This window comes from Stenotrophomonas sp. FW305-3-2-15-E-LB1, assembly GCF_058787375.1.
The window spans coordinates 1-25,986 of record NZ_JBYSZR010000044.1 but is presented as its reverse complement, the minus strand read 5'-3'; the positions used below and the strand labels follow the sequence as shown (position 1 = coordinate 25,986).

General features: G+C 69.8%; 14 protein-coding genes. All 14 read left to right on the top strand.

The window, feature by feature from the left end; all coding sequences use genetic code 11:
- The first annotated feature begins 231 nt into the window (after positions 1-231).
- Positions 232-4,116, top strand: coding sequence for a phosphoribosylformylglycinamidine synthase (gene purL / locus AC3WL7_RS20575; protein ID WP_492752851.1), 3,885 nt, complete (start codon positions 232-234; stop codon positions 4,114-4,116).
- A gap of 443 nt (positions 4,117-4,559) precedes the next feature.
- The gene (locus AC3WL7_RS20570) at positions 4,560-12,959 is read left to right on the top strand and encodes an ESPR-type extended signal peptide-containing protein (protein ID WP_492752850.1); all 8,400 of its coding nucleotides are present in this window, start codon (positions 4,560-4,562) and stop codon (positions 12,957-12,959) included.
- Positions 12,960-13,112: 153 nt separating this feature from the next.
- A complete protein-coding gene (locus AC3WL7_RS20565) occupies positions 13,113-14,966 on the top strand; it encodes a S8 family peptidase (protein ID WP_492752847.1) in 1,854 nt (617 codons plus the stop codon).
- 148 nt (positions 14,967-15,114) lie between these two features.
- Positions 15,115-16,836 (top strand): type II secretion system ATPase GspE, encoded by a 1,722-nt coding sequence (gspE, locus tag AC3WL7_RS20560; RefSeq protein WP_492752845.1) that lies wholly within the window; start codon positions 15,115-15,117, stop codon positions 16,834-16,836.
- Positions 16,837-16,860: 24 nt separating this feature from the next.
- Entirely contained in the window at positions 16,861-18,081 is a 1,221-nt protein-coding gene (gene xpsF / locus AC3WL7_RS20555; protein WP_492752844.1) for a type II secretion system protein XpsF, read from the top strand.
- A gap of 49 nt (positions 18,082-18,130) precedes the next feature.
- On the top strand, positions 18,131-18,574 hold the full coding sequence (gene gspG / locus AC3WL7_RS20550; RefSeq protein WP_079220585.1) for a type II secretion system major pseudopilin GspG: 444 nt from the start codon (positions 18,131-18,133) through the stop codon (positions 18,572-18,574).
- Positions 18,575-18,580: 6 nt separating this feature from the next.
- Positions 18,581-19,075 (top strand): type II secretion system protein XpsH, encoded by a 495-nt coding sequence (gene xpsH / locus AC3WL7_RS20545; protein WP_492752842.1) that lies wholly within the window; start codon positions 18,581-18,583, stop codon positions 19,073-19,075.
- Positions 19,072-19,491 carry a type II secretion system protein XpsI gene (gene xpsI / locus AC3WL7_RS20540; protein WP_079220587.1) on the top strand — a complete coding sequence of 140 codons (420 nt, stop codon included), beginning with the start codon at positions 19,072-19,074 and terminating at the stop codon, positions 19,489-19,491. The genes xpsH and xpsI overlap by 4 nt, the downstream gene beginning before the upstream one ends.
- Entirely contained in the window at positions 19,488-20,120 is a 633-nt protein-coding gene (locus AC3WL7_RS20535) for a type II secretion system protein J (protein WP_492752840.1), read from the top strand. The genes xpsI and AC3WL7_RS20535 overlap by 4 nt, the downstream gene beginning before the upstream one ends.
- Positions 20,117-20,980, top strand: a complete 864-nt coding sequence (locus AC3WL7_RS20530) for a type II secretion system minor pseudopilin (protein ID WP_492752838.1) — start codon at positions 20,117-20,119, stop codon at positions 20,978-20,980. The genes AC3WL7_RS20535 and AC3WL7_RS20530 overlap by 4 nt, the downstream gene beginning before the upstream one ends.
- Positions 20,977-22,140 (top strand): PilN domain-containing protein, encoded by a 1,164-nt coding sequence (locus AC3WL7_RS20525; protein WP_492752837.1) that lies wholly within the window; start codon positions 20,977-20,979, stop codon positions 22,138-22,140. The genes AC3WL7_RS20530 and AC3WL7_RS20525 overlap by 4 nt, the downstream gene beginning before the upstream one ends.
- Complete coding sequence (gspM, locus tag AC3WL7_RS20520) at positions 22,115-22,819, top strand: type II secretion system protein GspM (protein WP_492752836.1); 705 nt, start codon at positions 22,115-22,117, stop codon at positions 22,817-22,819. The genes AC3WL7_RS20525 and gspM overlap by 26 nt, the downstream gene beginning before the upstream one ends.
- A complete protein-coding gene (locus tag AC3WL7_RS20515; protein WP_492752834.1) occupies positions 22,809-23,603 on the top strand; it encodes a type II secretion system protein, XpsN-like in 795 nt (264 codons plus the stop codon). Before gspM ends, AC3WL7_RS20515 begins: the two co-directional genes overlap by 11 nt.
- A gap of 9 nt (positions 23,604-23,612) precedes the next feature.
- The gene (gene gspD / locus AC3WL7_RS20510; RefSeq protein WP_492752832.1) at positions 23,613-25,823 is read left to right on the top strand and encodes a type II secretion system secretin GspD; all 2,211 of its coding nucleotides are present in this window, start codon (positions 23,613-23,615) and stop codon (positions 25,821-25,823) included.
- The last annotated feature ends 163 nt before the right edge of the window (positions 25,824-25,986 follow it).

The window sequence follows — 25,986 nt, the reverse complement described above, 5'->3', positions numbered from 1 at the left end:
ACACGCCGTAAACCCGTCCATGGGGGCTCGTAGGCGCCATCCATGGCGCCTGCGGTCCTGCAAGCCCACACCGCCCCGCCCAACCCGCAGCAGTCCAGGACCGCTGTTGCTCTGGCTCTGGCTCTGGCCGTTGCCCTGGCCTCTGCGGGTGCCGGGCGCCGCCCGTCCAAAGACCCTCCCCCCGGTTCCGGTACAATGTCGGGCCCGTTTCCCAACTACGGTTCCCCGGACATGATGGTCCTCGAGGGCGCGCCCGCCCTGTCGCTGTTCCGCCGCGAACGCCTTGAATCCCGCCTGCAGTCCATCGCTCCCTCCCTGCGCATCAGCGGTGCCTGGCACGTCTACTTCGTCCAGCCCGAAGGCACGGCCACCCCCGACGTGGCCACCCTGTGCCGCATCCTGGAAGCCCAGCCGCAGGCCGAGGCCGTCGCCGACGGCGCCGTCAGCCGCATCGTCGTGCCCCGCCTGGGCACCCTGTCGCCCTGGTCCAGCAAGGCCACCGAACTGGTCCGCGGTGCCGGCCAGCCGGTCAGCCGGGTCGAGCGCGGCCTGCGCATCGATGTGCAGGGCTGGCCGACCGATGCCGCCGCCCAGCAGGCGCTGGTCAAGGCCCTGCATGACCCGATGACGCAGTCGGTGCTGGAGACCGTGCAGCAGGGCCAGGCCCTGTTCACCACGCCGGCCCGGGGTGAACTGGAACGCGTGCCGGTGGACCAGCTGGAGGCCGCCAACCGGCGCCTCGGCCTGGCCATGGCCCAGGACGAGATCGACTACCTGCGCGAACGCTTCACCGCGCTGGGCCGCTCGCCGTCCGACGTCGAACTTATGATGTTCGCGCAGGCCAACTCCGAACACTGCCGCCACAAGATCTTCAACGCCAGCTGGACCATCGACGGCCAGGAACAGGACCGTTCGCTGTTCCGGATGATCAAGAACACCCACCAGCAGACCCCACAGCACACGCTCAGCGCGTACAGCGACAATGCCGCGGTGATCGAAGGCCACCCGGCCTCGCGCTACCGCCCCGATCCGGCCAGCGGCGAGTACCGCCGCGAACCGCAGGTGCCCAGCGCCTTCCAGATCAAGGTGGAAACGCACAACCACCCGACCGCGATCGCGCCGTTCCCGGGCGCCTCGACCGGCAACGGTGGCGAGATCCGCGACGAAGGCGCAACCGGTCGCGGCGGCAAGCCGAAGGCCGGCCTGAGTGGTTTCTCGGTCTCGCACCTGCGCATTCCCGAGCTGCCGCAGCCGTGGGAAGCGCCGCGCGCGCTGAACCCGCGCATGGCGCCGGCGCTGGAAATCATGACCGACGGCCCGCTCGGCGGCGCCGCGTTCAACAACGAGTTCGGCCGCCCGAACCTGCTCGGCTACTTCCGCAGCTTCGAGCTGCCGGAAGGCGCCGATCTGGTGCGTGCGTACGACAAGCCGATCATGCTGGCCGGCGGCCTCGGCGCGATCGATCGCATCCAGGTCGACAAGATCCCGCTGCAGGCCGGTGATGCGGTCATCGTGCTGGGTGGCCCGGCGATGCTGATCGGCCTGGGCGGTGGTGCCGCCAGTTCGGTGGCCTCCGGCGAAAGCGCCGAGGACCTCGACTTCGCCAGCGTGCAGCGCGACAACCCGGAAATGGAACGCCGCTGCCAGGAGGTCATCGACCGCTGCGTGGCGATGGGCACCAACAACCCGATCAAGTTCTTCCACGACGTCGGTGCCGGTGGCCTGTCCAACGCCATCCCCGAACTGCTGCACGACTCCAATGTCGGCGGCGTCATCGACCTGGGCAAGGTGCCCACCGATGACCCCTCGCTGTCGCCGATGCAGCTGTGGTGCAACGAGTCGCAGGAACGCTACGTGCTGGGCGTGGCGCAGGAGCGCCTAGCCGAGTTCGCCGCGCTGTGCGCCCGCGAGCGCTGCCCGTTCGCCGCCGTCGGCGTGGCTACCGCCGAGGAACACCTGGTGGTGGCCTACGGCGCCGTGCCCGGCCACACCCCGGCCGATGCACCGATCGACCTGCCGATGGACGTGCTGTTCGGCAAGCCGCCGAAGATGCACCGCGACACCGCGCACCCGCCGGCACCGCGCTGGCCGGCGCTGAAGACCGGTGGCCTGGACCTGCAGGAAGCCGGCCTGCGCGTGCTCGCGCATCCGACCGTGGCCTCGAAGAACTTCCTGGTCACCATCGGCGACCGCAGCGTCGGCGGCCTGACCGCACGCGAACAGATGGTCGGCCCCTGGCAGCTGCCGGTGGCCGACGTGGCCATCACCCTGGCCGACTTCGACGGCGTGGCAGGCGAAGCCATGTCGCTGGGCGAGCGCACCCCGCTGGCCCTGCTCGACGCCGCCGCCTCGGCACGCATGGCGGTCGGCGAAGCGCTGACCAACCTGTGCGCGGCGCCGGTCGACGCGCTGGATGAAATCAAGCTGTCGGCGAACTGGATGGCCGCCGCCGGCCACCCGGGCGAAGACGCGCTGCTGTACGACGCGGTGAAGGCCGTGGGCATGGAACTGTGCCCGCAGCTGGACATCAGCATCCCGGTGGGCAAGGACTCGCTGTCGATGCAGGCGCAGTGGCACGACCAGGGCGAAGCCCACAAGAGCGTGTCGCCGGTGTCGCTGGTCATCTCGGCGTTCGCGCCGGTGGCCGACGTGCGCCAGCAGCTGACCCCGCTGCTCGACCGCGACGTGGACAGCGAGCTGTGGCTGATCGGCCTCGGTGCCGGCAAGCAGCGCCTGGGCGGTTCGATCCTGGCCCAGGTGCATGCCGACCATGGCGACCTGCCGGCGTTTGCCGGTGCCGCACCGGACCTGGATGACCCGCAGCGCCTGCGTGGCTTCTTCGAACTGATCCGTGATGCGCGCCAGGCCGGCCTGCTGCTGGCCTACCACGACCGCAGCGATGGCGGTGCCTTCGCCGCGCTGTGCGAAATGGCCTTCACCTCGCGCCTGGGCCTGGACATCACCCTCGATGCCTGGGGCGATGATCCGTTCCGCAGCCTGTTCAACGAAGAGCTGGGCGCGGTGGTGCAGATCGCCCGCGAAGACCGTGCGGCCTTCGCCGACCTGGTCGAGCGCCATGCACTGATCGAATGCGCGCAGCGCATCGCCAAGCCGACCACTGCACCGGTGGTGCGCGTGTCGCTGGGCGGCGAAAACCTGGCCGAGTGGCGCTGGGAAGCGTTGTTCGATGCCTGGTGGTCGGTCACCCATGCCATGCAGAAGCGCCGTGACAACCCGGACAATGCCGATGCCGAGCGTGACGTCGCCCGCGCCTTCAACGCGCCGGGCCTGAAGCCCAGGCTCAGCTTCGACCTCAACGAGGACGTGGCTGCGCCGTTCATCAGCACCGGCGCGCGTCCTCGCGTGGCCGTGCTGCGCGAACAGGGCGTCAACGGCCAGATCGAAATGGCCAACGCCTTCGAACGTGCCGGCTTCAGCGCTTTCGACGTGCACATGAGCGACCTGATCGAAGGCCGCGTGGCGCTGCAGGACTTCGCCGGCCTGGTGGCCTGCGGTGGCTTCAGCTACGGCGACGTGCTCGGTGCCGGCCGCGGCTGGGCGACCTCGATCCTCGAGCGCAGCGCGCTGCGCGATGCCTTCGCCGCGTTCTTCGCCCGCGAAGACAGCTTCGCCCTGGGCGTGTGCAACGGCTGCCAGATGATGAGCCAGCTGAAGGACATCATCCCCGGTGCCAAGCACTGGCCGCAGTTCCGCCGCAACGCCAGCGAGCAGTTCGAAGCCCGTACGGCGCTGCTGGAAGTGGTGGAGTCGCCGTCGATCCTGCTGCGTGGCATGGCCGGTTCGCGCCTGCAGGTGGCGGTGGCGCATGGCGAAGGCCAGGCCGTGTTCGACAACACCGTGGACCAGGCGACCGCCCGCGTGGCGCTGCGCTACGTCGATGGCAACGGCAACGTCGCCAGCCAGTACCCGCTGAACCCGAACGGTTCGCCGGACGGCATCACCGGCCTGACCAGCACCGACGGTCGCGTCACCATCATGATGCCGCATCCGGAACGCACCCCGCGCGCGCTCAACCTGAGCTGGGCCCCGGCCGAGTGGCAGGGTGACTCGCCGTGGATGCGCATGTTCCGCAACGCGCGGGTGTGGTGCGGCTGACGGCGTATCCGCCGCGCAGGCTGCAGTGCGATGAAGTACGGAAAACCCGGCAGGCGACTGTCGGGTTTTTCTGTATATGGGCAGAAAATCCTGCCGCAGCCATCAGTTACATGCATTTACATGGCGCCGACATTTCGTCACATGCAAATAACAAAATCGCCGAATAAATAGGCGGAAAAGTGAACTGGTTCACGGCAATTGCATTTTCTGCGTCAAAGTCTTGACGACCCGGAAAGTTCCCGTTAACACTTGGGGCCTGTTTCAAATCTGTTCATACCGCAGTAACCGCACGTCGCTTGCGCTCGGTTTTCTGTCGCTGCGCGGCGTTCGGCAATACCCGCAGTAAATCACGCGAATAACGCCCCCAGGGGACGTTGGACCAGAAGGTCCGGCGCTGGCGTTGCTTTGCCCAAAACCAGTCCAAAAAATCAGGAGCCGTACCGATGAATCGGATTTATCGCAAGGTCTGGAACAAAGCGTTGGGTCAGTTGGTGGTGGCCTCGGAACTGGCCTCTTCCGACACGCGCGGCGGGGTCGTCGACCAGCGTCGCGATGCCGACCACGTACGGCCGGTGACGCTGGCCGCGGCCCTTGCCCTGGCCATGGGACTGGGAGGCTCAGGCCTCGCCGCCGCGCAGTCGGTGGAAGTGGGTGGCAACGCCAACTGCGTGACCCTCAGCAGCAGCCTGATCGACCAGTGCGTGGTTGACGGCAGCGCCAATGCCAGCGGCCGCAACGCCGTGGCCGTGGGCACCGGCAGCACCGCCAGCGCCGCCAACAGCGTCGCCCTGGGAGCCGGCTCCAACGCCAACCGCGCCAACACCGTGTCGGTCGGCGCAACGGGCAACGAACGACAGATCACCAACGTCGCCGCAGGCACGGCGGCCACCGATGCGGTCAACCGCGCCCAGCTCGACGCCCAGGCGCAGGCCACCCAGGCCGCGCTGGCCGCCGCCGCCGCGCAGGGCAGCCGCTACTTCAAGGCTGACGGCGCTGGTGATGACAGCGATGCGGCGCAGATCGATGGCGAAGGCGCACTGGCCGCCGGCGCTTCGGCGACCGCCGATGGCGATGACACCACGGCGCTCGGCCACAACGCGCAGGCGACCGCGGACAGCGCCACCGCCGTTGGCGCGCAGGCGCAGGCCTCGGGCAGTGGCAGCACCAGCGTCGGCGCAGGCAGCACCGCCAGCGGCACCGCGTCGGCCAGCTTCGGCGTCGGTGCCGAAGCCAGCGGCGGTTACAGCACCGCACTGGGCGGCCTGTCCAACGCTTCGGCCTTCAACGCAACGGCGGTCGGCAATGCGGCCAACGCCACCGGCTCCAACAGCGTGGCCGTCGGCGGCGATGCCGAAGCCAGCGGCGCGTACAGCACCGCCACCGGCCAGGGCAGCCTGGCCACCGGCACCAACTCGGTCGCCGTGGGTGGCGCACTGTTCGGCCTGCTGCCGACCGAAGCCTCGGGCGATTACTCCACCGCCGTCGGTGGCGGCGCGTGGGCACCAGGCACCAATGCCACCGCATTGGGCAACGCCGCAGAAGCTCAGGGCGCCAACAGCGTGGCACTGGGTGCCGATTCGATTGCCGAGCGTGACAACACCGTCTCCGTCGGTGGCGCCGGCAACACGCGCCAGATCACCAACGTCGCTGCCGGTACCGAAGGCACCGACGCGGTGAACAAGGACCAGCTGGACGAGGTCGCCGCGACCGCAGAAAACACCCGCAAATACTTCCAGGCCAGCGGCAGCGAGGACAGCGATGCCGGCGCCCTGGCAGAAGGCGACAGCGCGCTGGCGGCCGGTGAAGCGGCCAATGCCATCGGCGATGGCGCCACCGCGCTCGGCGGCGGTGCGACCGCCATCGCGGCGCAGGCGACCGCACTCGGCTACAACAGCCTGGCCACCGGCGAGAATGCCTCGGCCGTCGGCACCAACGCGCAGGCCAGCGGCAGCGACAGCGCCGCACTGGGCAGCGGTGCGGTGGCCAGTGAAACCAGCACCACCGCCACCGGCGCCGGCGCACAGGCAACCGCGGTCTACAGCACTGCCAACGGTGCCGAAGCCGTCGCCAGCGGCGCACAGTCGTTGTCCAGCGGCTTCCGCGCAGCGGCCTCGGCCGACGGTGCAACCGCCGTCGGCGGTTACAGCGAAGCCAGTGGCCGGCTGGGTTCGGCACTGGGCTACGGCACCGTCGCCAGCGGCGCCAACAGCACTGCCGCCGGCGTGTTCGCCACCGCGACCGGTGCCGGTGCGGTCGCCGTGGGTGAAGCCAGCGAAGCGACCGGCGACGAGAGCGTCGCCATCGGCGGCAGCACCTACTTCGGCCTGATCACCTCGCGCGCCAGCGGTTACGGTGCATCGGCCTATGGTGCCGGCGCATGGGCCACCGAAGACTATGCAACGGCCATCGGCTGGAACGCCTGGGCCGATGGCGCGCAGTCCACCGCGCTCGGCGCCAGCGCCACCGCCAATGGCAGCAACAGCGTCGCCCTCGGTGCGGCCTCGCAGGCCGACCGTGACAACACCGTGGCCGTCGGCAGCGACGGCAACGAACGCCAGGTGACCCATGTCGCCGCAGGTACCGAAGACACCGACGCGGTGAATGTCGGCCAGCTGAAGGACGTGGCTGCGGTGGCCGACACCACCGCCAAGCGCTTCCAGGCTACCGGCAGCAGCAACAGCGATGCCGGTGCACTGGCCGACGGCGATGACGCACTGGCCGCCGGTGAGGCCGCCAATGCCATCGGCAACGGCACCACCGCAGTCGGTGCCGGCGCGACCGCCGTCGCCCAGAACGCCACCGCGGTGGGCAACAACGCGCTGGCCAGCGGCCAGAACAGCGCCGCCTTCGGCAACAACGCACAGGCCGCCGGCCCGGGCAGCGTGGCCGTGGGTGGTGCCGCCGTCGATGAAGCAGGCAACCCGCTGATCACCAGCGGTGGCGTGCCGGTGGAAACCGGTGCGACCAGTGCCGGTGTCGGTGGTACCGCCGTCGGCGCCAGTGCCGAAGCCAGTGGCTTCGCGGCATCTTCGTATGGCGTCGGTGCCTATGCGGCCGGCGCACAGTCCTCCGCGTTCGGTGCAGTGGCCAACGCGGTCGGTGATTACTCCACCGCCGTGGGCACGCAGAGCAACGCCACCGGCACCAGCAGCGTGGCCGTCGGTGGCCCGGCCGACCTGATCCCCGGCCTGGGCTTCTTCGTGCAGACCCAGGCCAGCGGCGAAGCCGCCACCGCCGTCGGTGCCGGTGCCATCGCCAGCGGCGATTACGCCGTCGCCAACGGCAGCCTGACCGAAGCCTCCGGTGCCGAGTCGGTGGCCGTGGGCTACTTCGCCTATGCGCCCGGCGAGAACGCCAGTGCGCTGGGTGCACAGACCTGGGCCAGCGGCGCGCAGAGCACCGCCGTGGGCTACTACGCCACCGCGCGGGGCGCCAACAGCGTCGCCCTCGGTGCCAACTCCGAAGCGGTGCGCGACAACAGCGTGGCCGTCGGCAGCGACGGCAACGAACGGCAGGTCACCCACGTGGCCGCCGGTACCGAAGACACCGATGCGGTGAACAAGGGCCAGCTCGATGCGGTGGCCAGCACGGCAGACACCACCGCGCGCTTCTTCCAGGCGCAGGGCGAGGAGGGCAGCGATGCCGGTGCCTACGCCGAAGGCGAAGGTGCGGTGGCGGCCGGTTCGGCCAGCAATGCGATCGGCGCAGGCGCGCTCGCACAGGGCGCGGGCGCGGGTGCCATCGGCGCCGATACCGTCGCCCTGGGCCGCAACACCTTCGCCAATGGCGACGGTGCGGTTGCCATCGGTGGCCTCGGCCAGGCCTACGACGAGTACAACCAGCCGCTGCTGGATGACGAAGGCAATCCGGTGCTGGTCGGCACCACCGCCTCGGCCGGCTCCACTGCCGTGGGCAATGCCGCGCTGGCCACCGGCGCCAGCAGCAGCGCGTTCGGCACGGCGGCGCAGGCCACCGGCGACAACAGCTTCGCTGCTGGCGGCAAGTCGCGCGCCAACGGCAGCTATGCCGTCGCCATCGGCGACAGCGCCTTCGCCAAGGCCGACGACAGCACCGCCGTCGGCGGTTACAGCACCGCCAGCGAAGAAGGTGCCACCGCCTTCGGTGCCGGCGCGTGGGCCACCGGCACCAACGCCTCGGCCTTCGGCCCGGCGGCCTGGGCCAGTGCCAATGGCGCGACTTCCATCGGCTACAACAGCTGGGCCAACGGCGTCAGCTCCACCGCGGTCGGCCGCGGCGCCTTCAGCTACGGGGATTACAGCCTGGCACTGGGCTTCCAGGCACTGGGCAACAGCATCAACAGCATCGCGGTGGGCACCAATACCGTGGCCGATGGCGAAAGCGCCATCGCCATCGGTGCCGGCAGCACCGCCAACGGCAACAATGCAGTGGCGCTGGGCGCAGGCTCGGTGGCTGACCGCGACCGCAGCGTGTCGGTCGGCAGCGCCGGCAGCGAACGCCAGGTCACCAACGTCGCCGCCGGCACCCAGGCCACCGATGCGGTGAACAAGGCCCAGCTGGATGCCGTGGCCGCCAGCGCAGGCACCGGCAACAAGTTCTTCCAGGCCAGCGGCAGCGACGACAGCGATGCCGGCGCCTACGTGGAAGGCGACAACGCACTGGCCGCCGGTGAAGCCGCCAACGCCATCGGTGACGGCGCCATCGCACTGGGCAGCGGCGCCAATGCCATCGGCACCAACGCACAGGCGATCGGCTTCAATGCCCTGGCCAGTGCCGACAACGCCAGCGCCATCGGCGCCAACGCGCAGGCCACCGGCGAATACGCCACCGCGCAGGGTGCGGAAAGCGAAGCCAGCGGCGAGCAGAGTGCCGCCTTCGGTGCCGCCGCCGTGTCCAGTGGCGCCGGCAGCACCGCCACGGGCGTGCTGTCCGAAGCCAGCGGCGAGGAAGCCGTGGCGGTGGGTTACTTCAGCAGCGCCAGCGGCGAAGCGGCCACCGCAGTGGGCAGCGAAAGCGTGGCCAGTGGCACGGCCTCGGCGGCGTTCGGCATCGGTGCCGAAGCCACCGGCGGCTACAGCACCGCCATCGGCGGCTATGCCAGCGCATCGGCGTTCAACGCCACCGCCTTCGGCAACTTCGCCAACGCCTCCGGTTCCAACAGCGTGGCCCTGGGCGGCGATTCGGAAGCGTCCGGTGCCTACGCCACGGCCACCGGCCAGGGCAGCCTGGCCACCGGCGTGAACAGTGTGGCCATCGGCGGTTCGCTGTTCGGCCTGCTCGCCACCGAAGCGTCGGGTGATTACTCCACCGCAGTCGGTGGCGGTGCCTGGGCGCCGGGCACCAACGCCACGGCGCTGGGCAACGCGGCCGAAGCACAGGGTGCCAACAGCGTCGCCCTGGGTGCCGACTCGATTGCAGACCGCGACAACACGGTCTCCGTCGGCGGCGCTGGCAATACCCGCCAGATCACCAACGTCGCCGCCGGCACCGAAGGCACCGATGCGGTGAACAAGGACCAGCTGGATGCAGTCGCCGCCACCGCGGAGAACACCAGCAAGTACTTCCAGGCCAGCGGCAGCGACGACAGCGATGCCGGCGCCTACGTGGAAGGTGACAACGCACTGGCTGCCGGTGAGGCCGCCAACGCCATCGGCGACGGTGCCACCGCGCTCGGCAGTGGTGCCACGGCGGTGGCCGCCAATGCCACTGCAGTCGGCTTCAACAGCCTGGCCACCGGCGGCAACGCAGCGGCCATCGGCAACAACGCCCAGGCCACTGGCGAGGACAGCGCTGCCCTGGGCAGCGGTGCCGTCGCCAGCGAAACCAGCAGCACCGCCACCGGTGCCGGCGCACAGGCCACGGCGGTCTACAGCACGGCCAGCGGTGCCGAAGCCAACGCCAGCGGCGCGCAGTCGCTGGCCAGCGGCTTCCGTGCGGCGGCCTCGGCCGATGGCACGACCGCAGTGGGCGGCTACAGCGAAGCCAGCGGCCGCCTGGGTTCGGCGCTGGGGTATGGCACCCTGGCCAGTGGTGCCAACAGCACCGCCGCCGGCGTGTTCGCCACCGCCAGCGGTGCCAGTTCGGTGGCCATGGGCGATTCCAGCGAAGCCACCGGCGATGAAAGCGTGGCCATCGGCGGCAGCACCTTCTTCGGCCTGATCCCGGCGCGTGCCAGCGGTTACGGCGCGGCGGCCTTCGGTGCCGGTGCGTGGGCGACCGACGACTACGCCACCGCCATCGGCTGGAACTCCTGGGCCGGCGCCGCGCAGTCCACCGCGCTCGGTGCGGGTGCAACCGCCAACGGCATCAACAGTGTTGCGCTCGGTGCCGCCTCCCAGGCCGACCGTGACAACACCGTGGCCGTCGGCAGCGAGGGCGGCGAACGCCAGGTGACCCATGTGGCAGCGGGTACCGAAGGCACCGACGCGGTGAACAAGAACCAGCTGGATGCCGTTGCCGCCACCGCCGAGACCACCAGCAGGTACTTCCAGGCCAGCGGCAGCGCAGACAGCGATGCCGGTGCCTACGTGGAAGGCGACAACGCACTGGCTGCGGGTGAAGCCTCCAATGCCATCGGCAACGGCACCTCCGCGCTGGGCAGCGGCGCCACCGCCCTGGCTGAAAATGCCACGGCCGTCGGCTTCAACAGCCTGGCCACCGGCGTCAATGCGGCGGCCGTCGGCAACGCGGCGCAGGCCACCGGCGAGAACAGTGCCGCGTATGGCAGCGCTGCGGTCGCCAGCGAGATCGGCAGCACCGCCACCGGCAACGCCGCGCAGGCCACGGGTGTCTACAGCACGGCCAACGGTGCCGAAGCCATCGCCAGCGGCGCACAGTCGCTGGCCAGCGGCTTCCGCGCCTCGGCCAGCGCCGATGGCACCACCGCCGTCGGTGGCTACAGCGAAGCCAGCGGCCGCCTTGGTACCGCACTGGGCTACGGCTCGGCCGCCACCGGTGCCAACACCACGGCGGTGGGCTTCGGTGCTACTGCGGCCGGTGCCAACGCGGTGGCGCTGGGCCAGTCCAGCGACGCCAGCGGTGATGAAAGCGTGGCCATCGGTGGCAGCACCTTCTCCGGTCTGATCACGGCGCGTGCCAGCGGCACCGGCGCGGCGGCCTTCGGTGCCGGTGCCTGGGCAACCAGCGATTACGCCAGCGCCATCGGCTGGAACGCCTGGGCCAGCGCTGCCGATGCGACTGCGCTGGGTGCCAACAGCACCGCCAGCGCGGCCAACAGCGTTGCGCTCGGCACCGGTTCGCAGGCCACCCGCGCCAACACGGTGTCGGTGGGCAACACGGCCGCGCAGCGGCAGATCACCAACGTGGCTGCCGGTACGGAAACCACCGATGCGGTGAACAAGGGCCAGCTTGATGCCGTGGCCGCCACCGCCGATGCGGTCGGCCAGCGCTTCCAGGCCAACGGCAGCGGCGTGGCTACCGCCAGCGGTACCGATGCGGTGGCCGTGGGCTCCAACGCCACCGCCAGCGGCAACCGCAGCAATGCGGTGGGCAGCGGCGCCAGGGCGGTCGGCAACGCATCGCTGGCGCTGGGTGCCGGCAGTGCGGTCACCGGCAACAACTCGGTGGCCCTGGGTGCCGGTGCGCGTGCGGTGGACGCCAACGTGGTCTCGGTCGGTGGCGGCAACGGCACCGATGGTCCGGCCACCCGACGCATCGTCAACGTGGCCGAGGGCCGCATTGCCGCCGGCAGCAGCGATGCCGTCACCGGTTCGCAGCTCAACGTCACCAACCAGCGCGTGGGTGCGGTCGAGACCCGCGTCGGTGATTTCGATTCGCGCATCTCCACCGTCGAAAGCAGCACCGCCAACGCCATCGGCTACGACGATGCCAGCCACGACCGCCTGACCCTGTCCGGCATCGACGGCACGGTCATCGACAACGTCGGCGCGGGCAGCATCGCCTCGGGCAGCCACCAGGCCATCAACGGCGGCCAGCTGTTCCAGTCGCTCAGCGATGCCGCCAGCATCCTCGGCGGCGGTGCCAGCGTCGGCATGCAGGGGGTGTTCATCGCGCCGAACTACGTCATCCAGGGCAGCACCTACAACAACGTCGGCGACGCACTGGGCGCACTGGACAAGAAGGTGACCGAGCTTGACCAGCGCACCGCCGGTGGCACCAGCCGTACTGCCACGGCCAGCCTGCGCAGCGCCAGCGTGCAGGCCACTACCGCCCAGGTGGCCACCGTGGCCGAGGCCGATGCAGTGGCCTCGCGGTCCAACGTGGTGGCCAAGCCCAGCGTGGAGGGTGCTACTGCCGCGCAGCCGGCCGTCGGTGCCAACGCCGTCGCCATGGGCGAGGGTGCCGTGGCCAGCGGGGCGTCGTCCACGGCCATCGGCCAGGGTGCGTCCGCCACCGCTGCCAATGCCGTCGCGCTGGGCCAGGGTTCGGTCGCCGACCGCGCCAACACGGTCTCGGTGGGCAGCGAAGGCAACGAACGCCAGGTGACCAACGTGGCGGCCGGTACCGCCGCCACCGACGCGGTCAACAAGGGCCAGCTGGACCGCGGCATCACCACCGCCAACAGCTATACCGACAGCCGCGTGCAGGCAGTCGCCGACAGCTTCGACGTGTTCAAGGGCGAAGTGGATGGGCGCCTGCGCCACATGGACCGTCGCATCGACCGCCAGGGCGCGATGAGCGCGGCCATGCTCAACATGGCCACCAGTGCCGCTGGCATCCGCACCCAGAACCGGGTCGGCGTCGGCATCGGTTTCCAGGGCGGCGAATCGGCGATGTCGCTGGGCTACCAGCGTGCGATCAGCGATCGCGCCACGGTCACCCTCGGCGGTGCGTTCAGCAGTGATGACGCCTCGGTCGGCGTCGGTGCCGGCTTCGGTTGGTAAGGCAACACCGCGCCGGCGGCCACGCTGCCGGCGCTGCTTCTGCAACAGGGCCTGAGGGGAGGTCTCGGCAAACCCGGCTCGGCCAGCCGGGAACCGTCAAGGATTGATGGCCGCAGTGTTGGATCCAACCATGACCCAGAAGAGGAATGTGACGTGATCAATAAGCAGAACCTTCGCATCAACGTGCTTGCTGCCGCCATGCTGTCGATGACCGCCGCAGGCGCGGTCCACGCCGCTGGCCTGCCGACCCGCGAGCCGGTGCGCCAGGCCAGCACCACCGAAGCGGGCGCCGAGCGCATCATCGTGAAGTATCGCGCCGGTACCGCTGCTGCCAGCGACCGCTCGGCCAAGCTGTCCACGGTGCAGTCCGCACTCACCCGCGCCAGCCTGTCCGGTGGCACCAGCCGTGCAAGCACGTTGGGCCCGCAGGTGGTGCGCAAGCTCGGCATCGGTGCCGACGTGATCCGCCTGAAGGGCCGCCTGGCCCCGGCCGAACTGCAGCGCGTGCTGAAGGAACTCAAGGCCGACCCGTCGGTCCAGTACGCCGAAGCCGACGTCAAGCTGCGCCGCACCGAACTGCGCGCGGGCGACGTCAAGCCGGCCCTGGTGCCGAACGATCCGCTCTACGCGCAGTACCAGTGGCACCTGAGCAACCCCACCGGCGGCATCAACGCACCGTCGGCCTGGGACGTTTCGCAGGGCGAAGGCGTGGTCGTCGCCGTGCTCGACACCGGCATCCTTCCGCAGCATCCGGACCTGGTCGGCAACCTGCTGGAAGGCTACGACTTCATCAGCGACGCCGAGACCTCGCGCCGTGCCACCGACGACCGCGTGCCGGGCGCGCAGGACTACGGTGACTGGGTGGAAAACGCCAACGAGTGCTACAACGGCTCGCAGCCGGAAGACAGCTCCTGGCACGGTACCCACGTGGCCGGCACCGTCGCCGAACAGACCAACAACGGCGTCGGCATGGCCGGTGTCGCACACAAGGCCAAGGTTCTGCCGGTGCGCGTGCTCGGCAAGTGCGGTGGCTACCTCTCCGACATCACCGATGCGATCACCTGGGCGTCGGGTGGCACCGTCGCCGGCATTCCGGCCAACACCAACCCGGCTGAAATCATCAACATGAGCCTGGGTGGCAGTGGTGCGTGCGCAGGCGCCTACCAGGATGCGATCAGCGGCGCGATCTCGCGTGGCACGACCGTGGTGGTGGCCGCCGGCAACGAAACCGACAATGCCGCCAACTACCGCCCGGCCAGCTGCGAAGGCGTGGTGACCGTGGGTGCGACCCGCATCACCGGTGGCATCACCTATTACTCCAACTACGGCACGCGCGTGGATCTGTCCGGCCCGGGCGGCGGTGGCAGCGTGGACGGCAACCCGGGTGGCTTCATCTGGCAGTCCGGTTCGAATGCGGCCACCACGCCGGACTCCGGCACCTACAGCTACATGGGCATGGGCGGTACTTCGATGGCATCGCCGCACGTGGCCGGTGTTGCTGCCCTGGTGCAGAGTGCGCTCATCGCCAACGGCAAGGATCCGCTGGCCCCGGCGGCCCTGCGTGCGCTGCTGAAGGAAACCGCGCGTCCGTTCCCGGTCACCATCCCGGCTTCCACGCCGATCGGCACCGGTATCGTCGATGCCAAGGCCGCGCTGGCCAAGGCCCTGGCCGAGCCGTGCACCGAGAACTGCGAGCCTGAAGGCATCCCGCTGACCAACAGGGTCGCCCTCAGCGGCGTGGCCGGCGCCACCGGCAGCGAGACGGTCTATACCTTCGAAGCCGTCGCCGGCAAGCAGTTGAGCGTGCTGACCTACGGTGGCACCGGCAACGTGTCGGTGTACGTGGCGCAGGGCCGCGTGCCGACCGCCACCGACAACGATGCCAAGTCCAGCCGCCCGGGCAACACCGAGACCGTGCGTGTTGCCAAGCCGGTGGCAGGCACCTACTACGTGAAGGTGGTGGGCGAAGCGGCCTTCAGCGGCGTGACCATCCTGGCCACCCAGTAAGGGCCACGGTTGCACGGAATGTCGTAAGTGAATTGGCGACGCCCGTTACCGGAAGGTGACGGGCGTCGTCTTTCATGGTCCTGCGCGCACAAGGCAGCGGAAGTCCGGGCTGAACTGCTAAAGTCGGGAGGATCGACAGGAGAGTCATGTGAACGCGCTCGCTGCCACTGCCATCGACGACGCCGAAGGCCGCATCCTCGATGCGCTGCTGGCGCGCGGGCGCCTCAAGGAAGGGGACCTGGCGCGCGCACGGCCGCTGCACGCCGAAGCCGGTGGCAGCCTGCTGGGCCTGCTGGTGCGGCTGGGGCTGGTGTCCGAGCGTGACCAGGCGCAGGCCAGTGCCGATGTACTGGGCCTGCCGCTGCTGGAAGGCAAGCAGCTGCCCGAAGCACCGCCGCAGTCGCTGGCCGAAGGCCTGCCGTTGTCGTTGCGTTTCCTGAAGCAGTTCCACGTGTGCCCGCTGGCGCTGGATGAACACGGCGTACGCCTGTGGCTGGCCGATGCCCACGATGCCTATCCGCAGCAGGCCGTGCAGCTGGCGCTGGGCGTACCGGTCAGCCCGGTGCTGGGCATGCGCGCGGAGATCGACGACCTGGTCGAGCGCTGGTTCGGCCAGGGCCGCAGCGCGATGGGTGCGATCGTGGAAACCGCAGATGGCGAAGGCGGCGCGGTCGATGACATCGAACACCTGCGCGACCTCGCTTCTGAAGCCCCGGTCATCCGCCTGGTCAACCTGGTCATCCAGCGTGCGGTGGAACTGCGCGCCTCGGACATCCACGTCGAACCGTTTGAAAGCCGCCTCAAGGTGCGTTACCGCGTCGATGGCGTGCTGGTGGAAGGCGAAAGCCCGCCGGCCAACCTCACCGCCGCGGTCATCAGCCGCATCAAGATCATGGCCCGGCTCAACATCGCCGAACGCCGCCTCCCGCAGGACGGCCGCATCATGCTGCGCGTGCAGGGCAAGGAACTGGACCTGCGCGTGAGCACCGTGCCGACCGCGCACGGCGAAAGCGTGGTGATGCGACTGCTGGACCGCGAGACCGTGGTGTTCGATTTCCACCGGCTCGGCTTCACCGATGCGTTCCTGCCGCAGTTCCGCAAGGTGCTCGAGCAGCCGCACGGCATCCTGCTGGTCACCGGCCCGACCGGCTCGGGCAAGACCACCACGCTGTACACCGCGCTGAGCCAGCTCAACACCGCCGACGTCAAGATCATCACGGTCGAGGATCCGGTCGAGTACCAGATCGAAGGCATCAACCAGATCCAGGCCAAGCCGCAGATCGGACTGGATTTCGCCAACGCGCTGCGCAGCATCGTCCGCCAGGATCCGGACATCATCATGATCGGCGAAATGCGCGACCTGGAAACCGCGCGCATCGCCATCCAGTCGGCGCTGACCGGCCACCTGGTGCTGTCCACGCTGCACACCAACAACGCGGCCGGCGGCATCACCCGCCTGCTCGACATGGGCGTGGAGGATTACCTGCTCACGTCCACCATCAACGGCATCCTCGCCCAGCGCCTGGTGCGCCGGCTGGAGCCCACCCACGCCGAGCGCTACGAAGCCTCGCCGGAGGAAATCGAACGTTTCGAACTGCGCCGCCTGCAGCCGCAGGGGCCGATCCACCTGTACCGCCCGAAGCCCTCGGCACTGGCACCGACCGGTTACCTGGGCCGCACCACCATCATGGAATTCCTGGTGATGAACGACGCGCTGCGGCGCGCGGTGATGCGGCGCGACGGCATGGGCGAGCTCGAACGCATCGCCCGCGAGGCTGGCATGCGCACCATGTACGAAGACGGCCTGTCCAAGGCCCTGAGCGGGCAGACGACCATCGAGGAAGTCCTGCGCGTGACCGAGGAGGGTTGATGCGCGCGGGAGATCGACGCTGACATGCCCACGTACCGCTACAAGGCACTGAACCCGCACGGTGAAGTCTTCGACGGGCAGATGGAAGCGGCCAGCGAGGCCGAGCTGATCGCACGCCTGCAGGACCAGGGCCATCTGCCGATGGAAACGCGCCTGGCCGAAGGCGGCGCGGCAGGTGGCAGCAGCCTGGCCAGCCTGTTCCGCCCGCGGCCCCTGCAGGGCGCGGCGCTGCTGCAGTTCACCCAGCAGCTGTCGACCCTGCTCGGTGCCGGCCAGCCGCTGGACCGCGCATTGTCGATCCTGCTCGGCCTGCCCGAGGACGAACGTTCGCGGCGCGCGATCACCGACATCCGCGACGTGGTGCGTGGCGGTGCGCCGCTGTCGACGGCGCTGGAGCGCCAGCACGGCCTGTTCTCGCGCCTGTACGTGAACATGGTGCGCGCCGGCGAGGCCGGTGGCAGCCTGCACGAAACCCTGCAGCGCCTGGCCGATTACCTCGAACGCAGCCGCGCGCTGCAGGGCAAAGTCATCAACGCGCTGGTCTACCCGGCCATCCTGCTGGTGGTGGTCGGTGGTGCCCTGCTGTTCCTGCTCGGCTACGTGGTGCCGCAGTTCGCGCAGATGTACGAAAGCCTGGACGTGGCGCTGCCGTGGTTCACCAACGCGGTGCTGCAGCTGGGCCTGTTCGTGCGCGACTGGTGGATCCTGCTGCTGGTGGTGCCGGGCGTGTTCACCCTGCTGCTGGAACGGCAGTTCCGCCAGCCCGCCGCGCGCCTGGCGCTGGATGGCTGGCTGCTGCAGCGGCGCGGCATCGGCCGCCTGCTCGGCGAACTGGAAACCGCACGCCTGGCCCGAACCCTGGGCACGCTGCTGCGCAACGGCGTACCGCTGCTGGGCGCACTGGGCATCGCCCGCAACGTGCTGGGCAACCGCGCGCTGGCCGCCGATCTGGATACCGCCGCCGACGAAGTGAAGAACGGTGCCGGCCTGTCGCTGGCACTGTCGCGCGGCAAGCGCTTCCCGCGCCTGGCCCTGCAGATGATCCAGGTCGGCGAGGAATCCGGCGCACTCGACACCATGCTGCTGAAGGCCGCCGATACTTTCGAACAGGACAGCGCCCGCCGCATCGACCGCCTGCTGGCGGCGATGGTGCCGGCCATCACCCTGGTGCTGGCCTCGGTGGTCGGCGCGGTCATCGTCGCCGTGCTGGTGCCGCTGTACGACCTCACCAACGCCATCGGCTGACGATGGCCTTCCCTGCAACCCCGACTCACCGCAACTGAAAGGACCGACCATGCTTGCTTCCCGTCGACCGATCCGCCTGTCCTTCGCCAGCGCACGCCACCAGAGCGGCATGAGCCTGCTGGAAATCATCATCGTCATCGTGCTGATCGGTGCGGTGCTGACCCTGGTCGCCAGCCGCGTGCTCGGCGGCGCCGACCGTGGCAAGGCGAACATCGCCAAGGCCCAGGTGCAGACCGTGGCCTCGAAGATCGACAACTACCAGATCGACACCGGCAAGCTGCCCGGTTCGCTCAATGACCTGGTGACCGCACCGGCCGGCGTCGGTGGCTGGCTGGGCCCGTATGCCAAGGCCGCCGATCTCAACGACCCGTGGGGCCATGCGCTGGAATACCGCGCGCCGGGCGAAGGCCAGGCCTACGACCTGGTCAGCCTGGGCAAGGACGGCAAGACCGGCGGCAGCAGCGTCGACGCCGATATCCGTTACGAGCCGTAAACCCGCATGAGGCTGTCCCTGCCGCGCCGGCTGCCCAGCCCGCGCCTGCACGGCAGGCGCGCCACCGGCATGTCGCTGCTGGAGATGCTGCTGGTGATCGCGCTGATCGCGGCCATCGGCCTGATCACGGCCGCCGGCCTGTCGCGTGGCTTTGCCGGCATGCAGCTGCGCAGCGCCGGAAAGGACATCGCCAACCAGCTGCGCATGGTGCGTGCGCAGGCGATTGCCCGTGGTGAGCCGCAGCGCTTCGTGATCGAGCCGGCCGAGCATCGCTGGCAGGGCGCCAACCAGCGCCACGGCACGGTGCCCGAACCGGTGCAGGTGGTGTTTGAAGGCGCCGCGCAGCTCAGCGATGCGCCGGGGCAGGGCGTGATCGAGTTCCATCCCGACGGCGGCTCCAGTGGCGGCCGCATCCGCCTGCAGCGCGATGCCGCCGAATGGCGCATCGATGTCGGCTGGCTGACCGGCGAGGTCCGTTCCGGTCCATGGCGGGCGCAATGAAACAGTCGGTGCGTGGCTTCACCCTGCTCGAAGTGATCGTGGCCTTCGCCCTGCTGGGCCTGGCCCTGACCCTGCTGCTGGGCAGCCTGTCCGGCGGCGCGCGCCAGGTGCGTGAGGCCGAGCTGCGCACCCGCGCGGTACTGCACGCGCAGTCGCTGCTGGCCAGCGCCGGTGTCGACGCGCCGCTGCAGGCCGGCAGCCAGAGTGGTGAGTGGGAACAGGGCCGTTACCACTGGCAGCTGCAGGTGCAGCCCTGGAGCGAGCCGCGTGCCGGCGATGTCGCGCCGACGCAGTCACCGGGTGCGCCGTGGCTGGCCGAACTGCAGCTGCAGGTGCGCTGGGGGGATGGCGAACGCGAGCGACTGCAGTGGCGCACCCTGCGCCTGTTGCCGCCGGACCTGGAGAGCGCACGATGAAGCGTCGCGCCGCCGGTTTCACCCTGGTCGAAGTGATGCTGGCCACCGTGCTGCTGGCCGGTGGCCTCGCATTGGCGTTCGCCAGCGTGCGCGCGGCGATGGCGGTCAGCCAGCGTGGCGAACAGATCGCCGCCGACAGCGAGCGCATGCGCGCGGTGCAGGCGCTGCTGCGGCGGCAGCTGGGCGGTGCAATGCGCAGCCCGATCGAGGTACCCGATCCCACCCGCGAACCGGTGTATTTCCAGGGCGATGGCGAAGGCATGCAGTTCGTCGCCGACCTGCCCGGCTACCTCGGCCGCGGTGGCCCGTACCTGCATACCCTGCAGGTGGACGGCGCCCCCGGGCAGCGCCGGCTGCTGCTGGACCTGGTGATGCTGCAGGAAGGCGAACGCCTGCCGGAAACCCCGCCGCGTCCGCCCGAAGTGCTCGCCGACGGCTTGAAGGACGTGACGCTGCGCTACCGCGGCGTCGATCCTGCGAACGGGCAGATGAGCGACTGGCTGCCGCGCTGGGACGACACCCGGCGGCTGCCGCTGCTGGTGGAAGTGCAGATCGTGCCGCAGCGTGGCGCGCCGTGGCCGCCGCTGGTGGTTGCACCGCGCAGCGGCGGCATGGGCGGTGCACGATGAAGGCACAGCGCGGGGCCGCCCTGGTGCTGGTGCTGTGGCTGATCGCGCTGATGACCGCGCTGGTCGGTGCCTTCGCGCTGACCGCACGCGTGGAGCACCTGCAGCAGCGCGTGCTCGACGATGATGCGCGCGGCCAGGAGCGTGCCCGTGCCGGGCTGGAGTACGCGCTGCTGCGCCTGCGCCCGGACCCGCAGCGGCCGGCCTGGCAGGCGGACGGGCGCACCTACCGCTGGCAGTACGATGATGTGCCCGTCGAGATCCGGGTGGTGGACGAGAACGGCAAGATCAACCTGAACCTGGCCGACGCGACGCTGCTGGACGCGTTCCTGCAGGCGTTGGGCGAATCGCCCGAGCAGTCCCGGCAGCTGGCCGGCGCCATCATCGACTGGCGCGACGAAGACAGCCTGCTGCAGCCGGGCGGCGGTGCCGAGGCACCCGATTACGCCGCTGCGGGCCTGCGGTACGGCCCGCGCAACAAGCGTTTCGAGACCCTGGGTGAACTGCAGCGCGTGCTCGGCATGCGTGCGTCGCTGTACTCGGCGATGCTGCCATACCTGACGCTTTACAGCCGGCAGGCGCGTCCCGATCCGCGCGTCGCAGGTGCACCGGTGTTGACCGCATTGGGCCTGGATGCCGAACAGGTGTTGGCGCAGCGCGCCCAGCTGGAGCGTGACGAAGGTTCCGGAGCGATGCCGTCAATGCTTGCCAGCGGCAGCGGCACCTATAGTATCGAGTCCCGTGCCATCGACGGCAGCGGTCGCTTGTCGGTTCTGCAGGCGGTGGTACGCAATGGATCGGGCGGTGTGCCCGGACGAACCTACACGGTGCTTCGCTGGGAGCAGGGAATGGCAGCAAGATGACGGCATGGCAGGACAGCCTGCGGCAGGTACAGGGGCGGATCGGCCCAGGTGCGGGCCGTTTCCTGCGCTGGTGGCGGCAGTCCCTGCTGGCCTGGGTGCCGGCGCGTTGGCAATGGGCGCTGGGCTGGTCGCAGACCCGCCTGCTGCTGCAGCGGCAGGGTGACCTGCTGCAGGTCTGGCGCGAAGCCGGGCAGGGCCTGGAGCCGGTGGCGAGCCTGCCATGGCCGACCCAGCCGGCCGATCTGGACCGGGTGCTGGACGCGCGCCTGCGCCGCCTGCCGCGGGTCTGGCTGCTGGCCGACGCGCAGGTCCTGCGCCGCAACCTGCGCCTGCCCATGGCCGCTGGCGACCGCCTGCGCGCGGTGGTCGGCTACGAGATCGACCGGCAGACGCCGTTCGAATCCAGCCAGGTCAGCTATGACGTACGCGAACGTGGCAGTGCCGGCGAAGGCCTGCTGCAGGTTGAACTGGTGGCCTGGCCGCTGCGCCAGCTCGATGCCTGGCGCGGCCAGGTGGGTGCCTGGGCCGATGCGCTGTCCGGTCTCGACGCCCTCGACGCGCAGGGCCAACCGCTGCAGGTCAACCTGCTGCCGCAGGCCCAGCGCCAGCCACGGCATGACCCGACACGGCGCTGGAACCTGCTGCTCGGCCTGGCCGCGCTGGTGATGCTGGTGCTGGCCGCCACCCAGGTGCTGGACAACCGCCGCGAGGCGGCCGATGCGCTGCGCGCTGAAGTAGAGCGCAGCGCCCGCAGTGCGCGTGGCGTGGCCAGCGAACGAAGCGAGCTGCAGGCGCTGCTGGACGGTGCCGCGTTCCTCGAAAAACAGCGTGCCCAGCGTGCCAGCACGGTGGAGCTGTGGAACGAACTGACCCAGCGCCTGCCCAATGGCACCTACCTGGAAAAACTGGCCATCGAAAACAACAACCTGCAGCTGATCGGCCTCAGCAGCGAAGCCTCGCAGCTGGTGCAGCTGCTGCAGGATGCGCCGCAGTGGCGCAAGGTCAACCTGACGGGCGTGCTGCAGGCCGATGGTGCCGGCAGTGGCCGTGACCGCTTCACCCTGACCGCCGAACTGCAGCCGTTGCCGGTGGCCATGCCCGCCGCGCCCGCCGCCCCAGCCAGGGAGGCGGCCGATGCCGATGCCAAACCCGCGCCGTGACCGCTGGCTGGCGCTGGCGCTGCTGCTGGCGGTGCTGGGCCTGGCCTACCTGCTGCTGGTGCACCCGTGGTTCACCCAGCCGCTGCTGGCCGTCAATGCCGACGTGGCCGCACTGCGCGAACGCCAGCAGCGCGTGCAGGCACAGCTGCAGCAGCAGCCGCAGATCGAACAGCGCCTGCAGCAGACCCGCGAGGCCCTGCAGCAGCGCCCCGGGTTCCTGCGCGAAGCGACCGCCGAAGCGGCTGCCGCGGCCCTCGGCGCGCGCGTGCAGGACGCGGTGGCCAACGCCAGCCCGGGCAACCGCAGCTGCACCATCAGCAACCGCACGCCGCTCACCGACAACCGCCGCGACGCCGAGTTCGTGCGCGTGGCCATGCAGGTGCGCCTGCGCTGTGGCGTGGCCGAACTGGCCACCGTGCTGCACAGCCTGGAAACCGGCAGCCCGCGCCTGTTCGTGGACAACCTCAACCTGATCGCGCAGCGCTTCCAGCAATCGGCGAATGAATCGGGCCTGGGCCTGGATGTGTCGTTCGAGCTGGCCGGCTACCTGCTGCCCGCGACCAGTGCTGATGCCGCCGCGCCAGCGGCAGCCGCGGCGCCGGCACCGACGCCAGCTGCCGATGCCGGCGCTGCACCGGCCGAACCGCCGGTGGAAGCGGAGGGCACCGATGAAACGTGACCCGATCACGCTGCGCACCGGTTTCCTGCTGGCCCTGGCCGGCTGGGTCGGCGCGATCTGGCTGGCCACCGGCTTCGGCCTGGGCAGCCGCCTGCCGGCCGCCGACAGCGATGCCGCCGCGCAGGCCGTACTGCCCGCCCTGCCGCCAATGGCGGCCGAGCGCATGTCCGCTGCCGACAGCTTCAGCGCCATCGGCGAACGCCCGCTGTTCGCCGAAGACCGTCGGCCCCGGCCCTACCTGCTGGGCGGCAGCGAACCGGCGGGCAGTGCTGCCCTGCGCCTGACCGGCGTGCTGCTCACCGACAGCTTCAGCATGGCGACCTTCACCACCGATCAGAATCGTTCGCTGCGGCTGCGCCTGAACGGTGAAGCCGTGGATGGCTGGCAGCTGGTCGCGCTGGAACCACGCCAGGCCACGGTGATCGGCCCCAGTGGCAGCCAGGTGTTGGAACTGGCCACCTTCAACGGGCAGGGGGGCGAACCGCCGACCGTGCTGCGTGGCGCCAATGGTGCGGTCCCGCCCGCCGGTGTCGTGCCGCCGCCGCCACCACCTGCATCGGCGGCTGCCGCGGCCAGTGCCCGGCCCGGCGGTGATGCCGTCACGCCTGCCAGCGCAGGCCTTGCCGCGCCGGCCAGCACGCCATCGCCGGCCGCCCCCGCCAACAACGGCCCCAGCGAAGCGCAGATGCAGGCCATCCGCGAACGCATCCAGGCCCGTCGCCGTCAGCTGCAGCAACAGCAGCAACAACCGTCGCCGCCCCCGGGCGATGGCACCAACCGATAGAGTGAATGCATGAACCTGCGTTTTCTGCCCTGGTCCCTCGCCCTGACGCTGCTGGTTGGCTGCGCCACCGTGTCCGGCCCGCATGTCCATCGCAGTGCCACCACGCCGCCGCCGCAGGCCGGTGCCGCCGCCGCCGATCCGCAGGTGGTCGAAGGTGATGCCGCCGCCGGTACGCCGCAGGCGGTGATCCGCCGTGGCAGCGGCACGATGATCAACCGCGAGGCGGCGCGTGCGCCGTCACCGGCCCTGCACTCGGCCAGCGGCGGCAGCGCCACCTTCAACTTCGAAGGCGAGTCGGTGCACGCCGTGGTCAAGGCGATCCTCGGCGACATGCTCGGGCAGAACTACGTCATCGCCCCGGGCGTGCAGGGCACGGTCACCCTGGCCACGCCCAAGCCGGTGTCGCCGGCACAGGCCTTGAACCTGCTGGAAATGGTGCTGGGCTGGAACAACGCCCGCATGGTCTACAGCGGTGGCCGCTACAACATCGTCGCCGCCGACCAGGCGCTGGCCGGTACCGTCGCACCCAGCACCGCGCCGGCCTCCAGCGCCCGCGGCTTCGAGGTGCGGGTGGTGCCGCTGCAGTTCATTTCCGCCAGCGAGATGAAGAAGGTGCTGGAGCCGTATGCGCGGCCGAACGCCATCGTCAACGTCGACACCGGCCGCAACGTCATCACCCTCGGTGGCACCCGCGCCGAGCTGGAAAACTACCTGCACACCGTCGAGATCTTCGACGTCGACTGGCTGTCGGGCATGTCGGTGGGCGTGTTCCCGATCCAGTCGGGCAAGGCCGAGCAGGTCGCCAGCGATCTGGAGAAGGTGTTCGGCGAAGACAGCAAGACCCCCAGTGCCGGCATGTTCCGCTTCCTGCCACTGGAAAACGCCAACGCCGTGCTGGTGATCACCCCGCAGGTGCGCTACCTGGACCAGATCCAGCAGTGGCTGGACCGCATCGACACCGCCGGTGGCAGCGCACGGCTGTTCTCCTACGAGCTGCGCTACATCAAGGCGCGTGACCTCGCCCAGCGCCTGGCCGAAGCCTTCGCCAGCAGCAACAGCCGCAACGTCCGCGGCTCGCCGGCCGGGCTGGCCCCGGGCGCCATGCCGATGCAGCTGGACAGCCGTGGCGGCAACAGCAGCAACAGCGACATCGTCGATGTCGGCAGCAACAACGGCACGGGTACGTCCAACGCCAACGGCGGCATGACCAGCACGATGAACCTGCCGCAGCGCCAGGAAGGCAACATCAGCGTCAGCCTGGACGTGGAAGGTGACACCGTCGGTGTGTCGGCGGTGGAAGAAACCAATGCACTGCTGGTGCGCGCCACACCGCAGGCCTGGCGCTCGATCCGCGAAGTGATCGAGAAGCTGGACGTGATGCCGCTGCAGGTGCACATCGAAGCGCAGGTGGCTGAGGTCGACTTGAATGGCGACCTGAAGTACGGCGTCAACTGGTTCTTCGAAAATGCCGTGCAGGGCCAGGATTTCACTGGTTCCACCGGCGGCGCCACCCTGCCCAGCGCACTGGGCCGCAACATCTGGGGCAGCTTCGCCGGCGCCATCACCGGCAGCGAGACCGGTTGGACGTTCCTCGGCAAGAATGCTGCCGCCGTGGTCAGCGCACTGGACCAGGTGACCAACCTGCGCCTGCTGCAGACCCCGTCCATCTTCGTGCGCAACAACGCCGAAGCGCAGCTCAACGTCGGCACCAAGATTCCGATCAACTCGGTGTCGGTCAACACCGGTATCAGTGACAGCACTTACAGCACGGTGCAGTATCTGGACACGGGTGTGATCCTCAAGGTCCGCCCGCGCATCACCCGCGATGGGGTGGTGTTCCTGGATATCGTGCAGGAGGTCAGCTCGGCCGGTGCCATTCCGACCGGTTGCGACCCGACCAAGACCACCTGCAACCCGCCGATCAACACCCGCAAGATTTCCACCGAGGCGGCGCTGCAGAGCGGGGACACGATCATGTTGGCCGGCCTGATCACCAACTCCGATGAAGACACGTCCCGGGGCGTGCCGGGCCTGAGCCGTCTGCCGATCGTCGGCGGTCTGTTCGGCAACAAGGCCCGGTTGAACAAGCGTTCGGAAGTGATCGTGCTGCTGACCCCGACGATCGTACGCAACGGGCAGGAAGCACGCACGCTGACCGACGAGTACAGCAACCGCTTCCGCGCGATGGAGCCGTTCCCCACCCGCGAGCGCAAGAAGTAAGGGTTTTTGTGGCAGGGCTTGCAGCCCTGCACCTGCGGTAGTGCCGGCCGCTGGCCGGCAACCTCAAGATCAAAAGCGGCATTCCGTGGGATGGCGGGGCGGTGTGGGTGGTCAGGACACGCCGTAAACCCGTCCATGGGGGCTCGATGGCGCCATCCATGGC

Bases quoted from the DNA above. Each gene is read 5' to 3' on its own strand.
- AC3WL7_RS20525 (WP_492752837.1), top strand. From the start codon at position 20,977: ATGACGGCATGGCAGGACAGCCTGCGGCAGGTACAGGGGCGGATCGGC.
- xpsH (WP_492752842.1), top strand. From the start codon at position 18,581: ATGAGGCTGTCCCTGCCGCGCCGGCTGCCCAGCCCGCGCCTGCACGGC.
- xpsF (WP_492752844.1), top strand. From the start codon at position 16,861: ATGCCCACGTACCGCTACAAGGCACTGAACCCGCACGGTGAAGTCTTC.
- purL (WP_492752851.1), top strand. From the start codon at position 232: ATGATGGTCCTCGAGGGCGCGCCCGCCCTGTCGCTGTTCCGCCGCGAA.
- AC3WL7_RS20515 (WP_492752834.1), top strand. From the start codon at position 22,809: ATGAAACGTGACCCGATCACGCTGCGCACCGGTTTCCTGCTGGCCCTG.
- AC3WL7_RS20570 (WP_492752850.1), top strand. From the start codon at position 4,560: ATGAATCGGATTTATCGCAAGGTCTGGAACAAAGCGTTGGGTCAGTTG.
- xpsI (WP_079220587.1), top strand. From the start codon at position 19,072: ATGAAACAGTCGGTGCGTGGCTTCACCCTGCTCGAAGTGATCGTGGCC.
- gspD (WP_492752832.1), top strand. From the start codon at position 23,613: ATGAACCTGCGTTTTCTGCCCTGGTCCCTCGCCCTGACGCTGCTGGTT.
- gspG (WP_079220585.1), top strand. From the start codon at position 18,131: ATGCTTGCTTCCCGTCGACCGATCCGCCTGTCCTTCGCCAGCGCACGC.
- gspM (WP_492752836.1), top strand. From the start codon at position 22,115: ATGCCGATGCCAAACCCGCGCCGTGACCGCTGGCTGGCGCTGGCGCTG.
- AC3WL7_RS20535 (WP_492752840.1), top strand. From the start codon at position 19,488: ATGAAGCGTCGCGCCGCCGGTTTCACCCTGGTCGAAGTGATGCTGGCC.
- AC3WL7_RS20530 (WP_492752838.1), top strand. From the start codon at position 20,117: ATGAAGGCACAGCGCGGGGCCGCCCTGGTGCTGGTGCTGTGGCTGATC.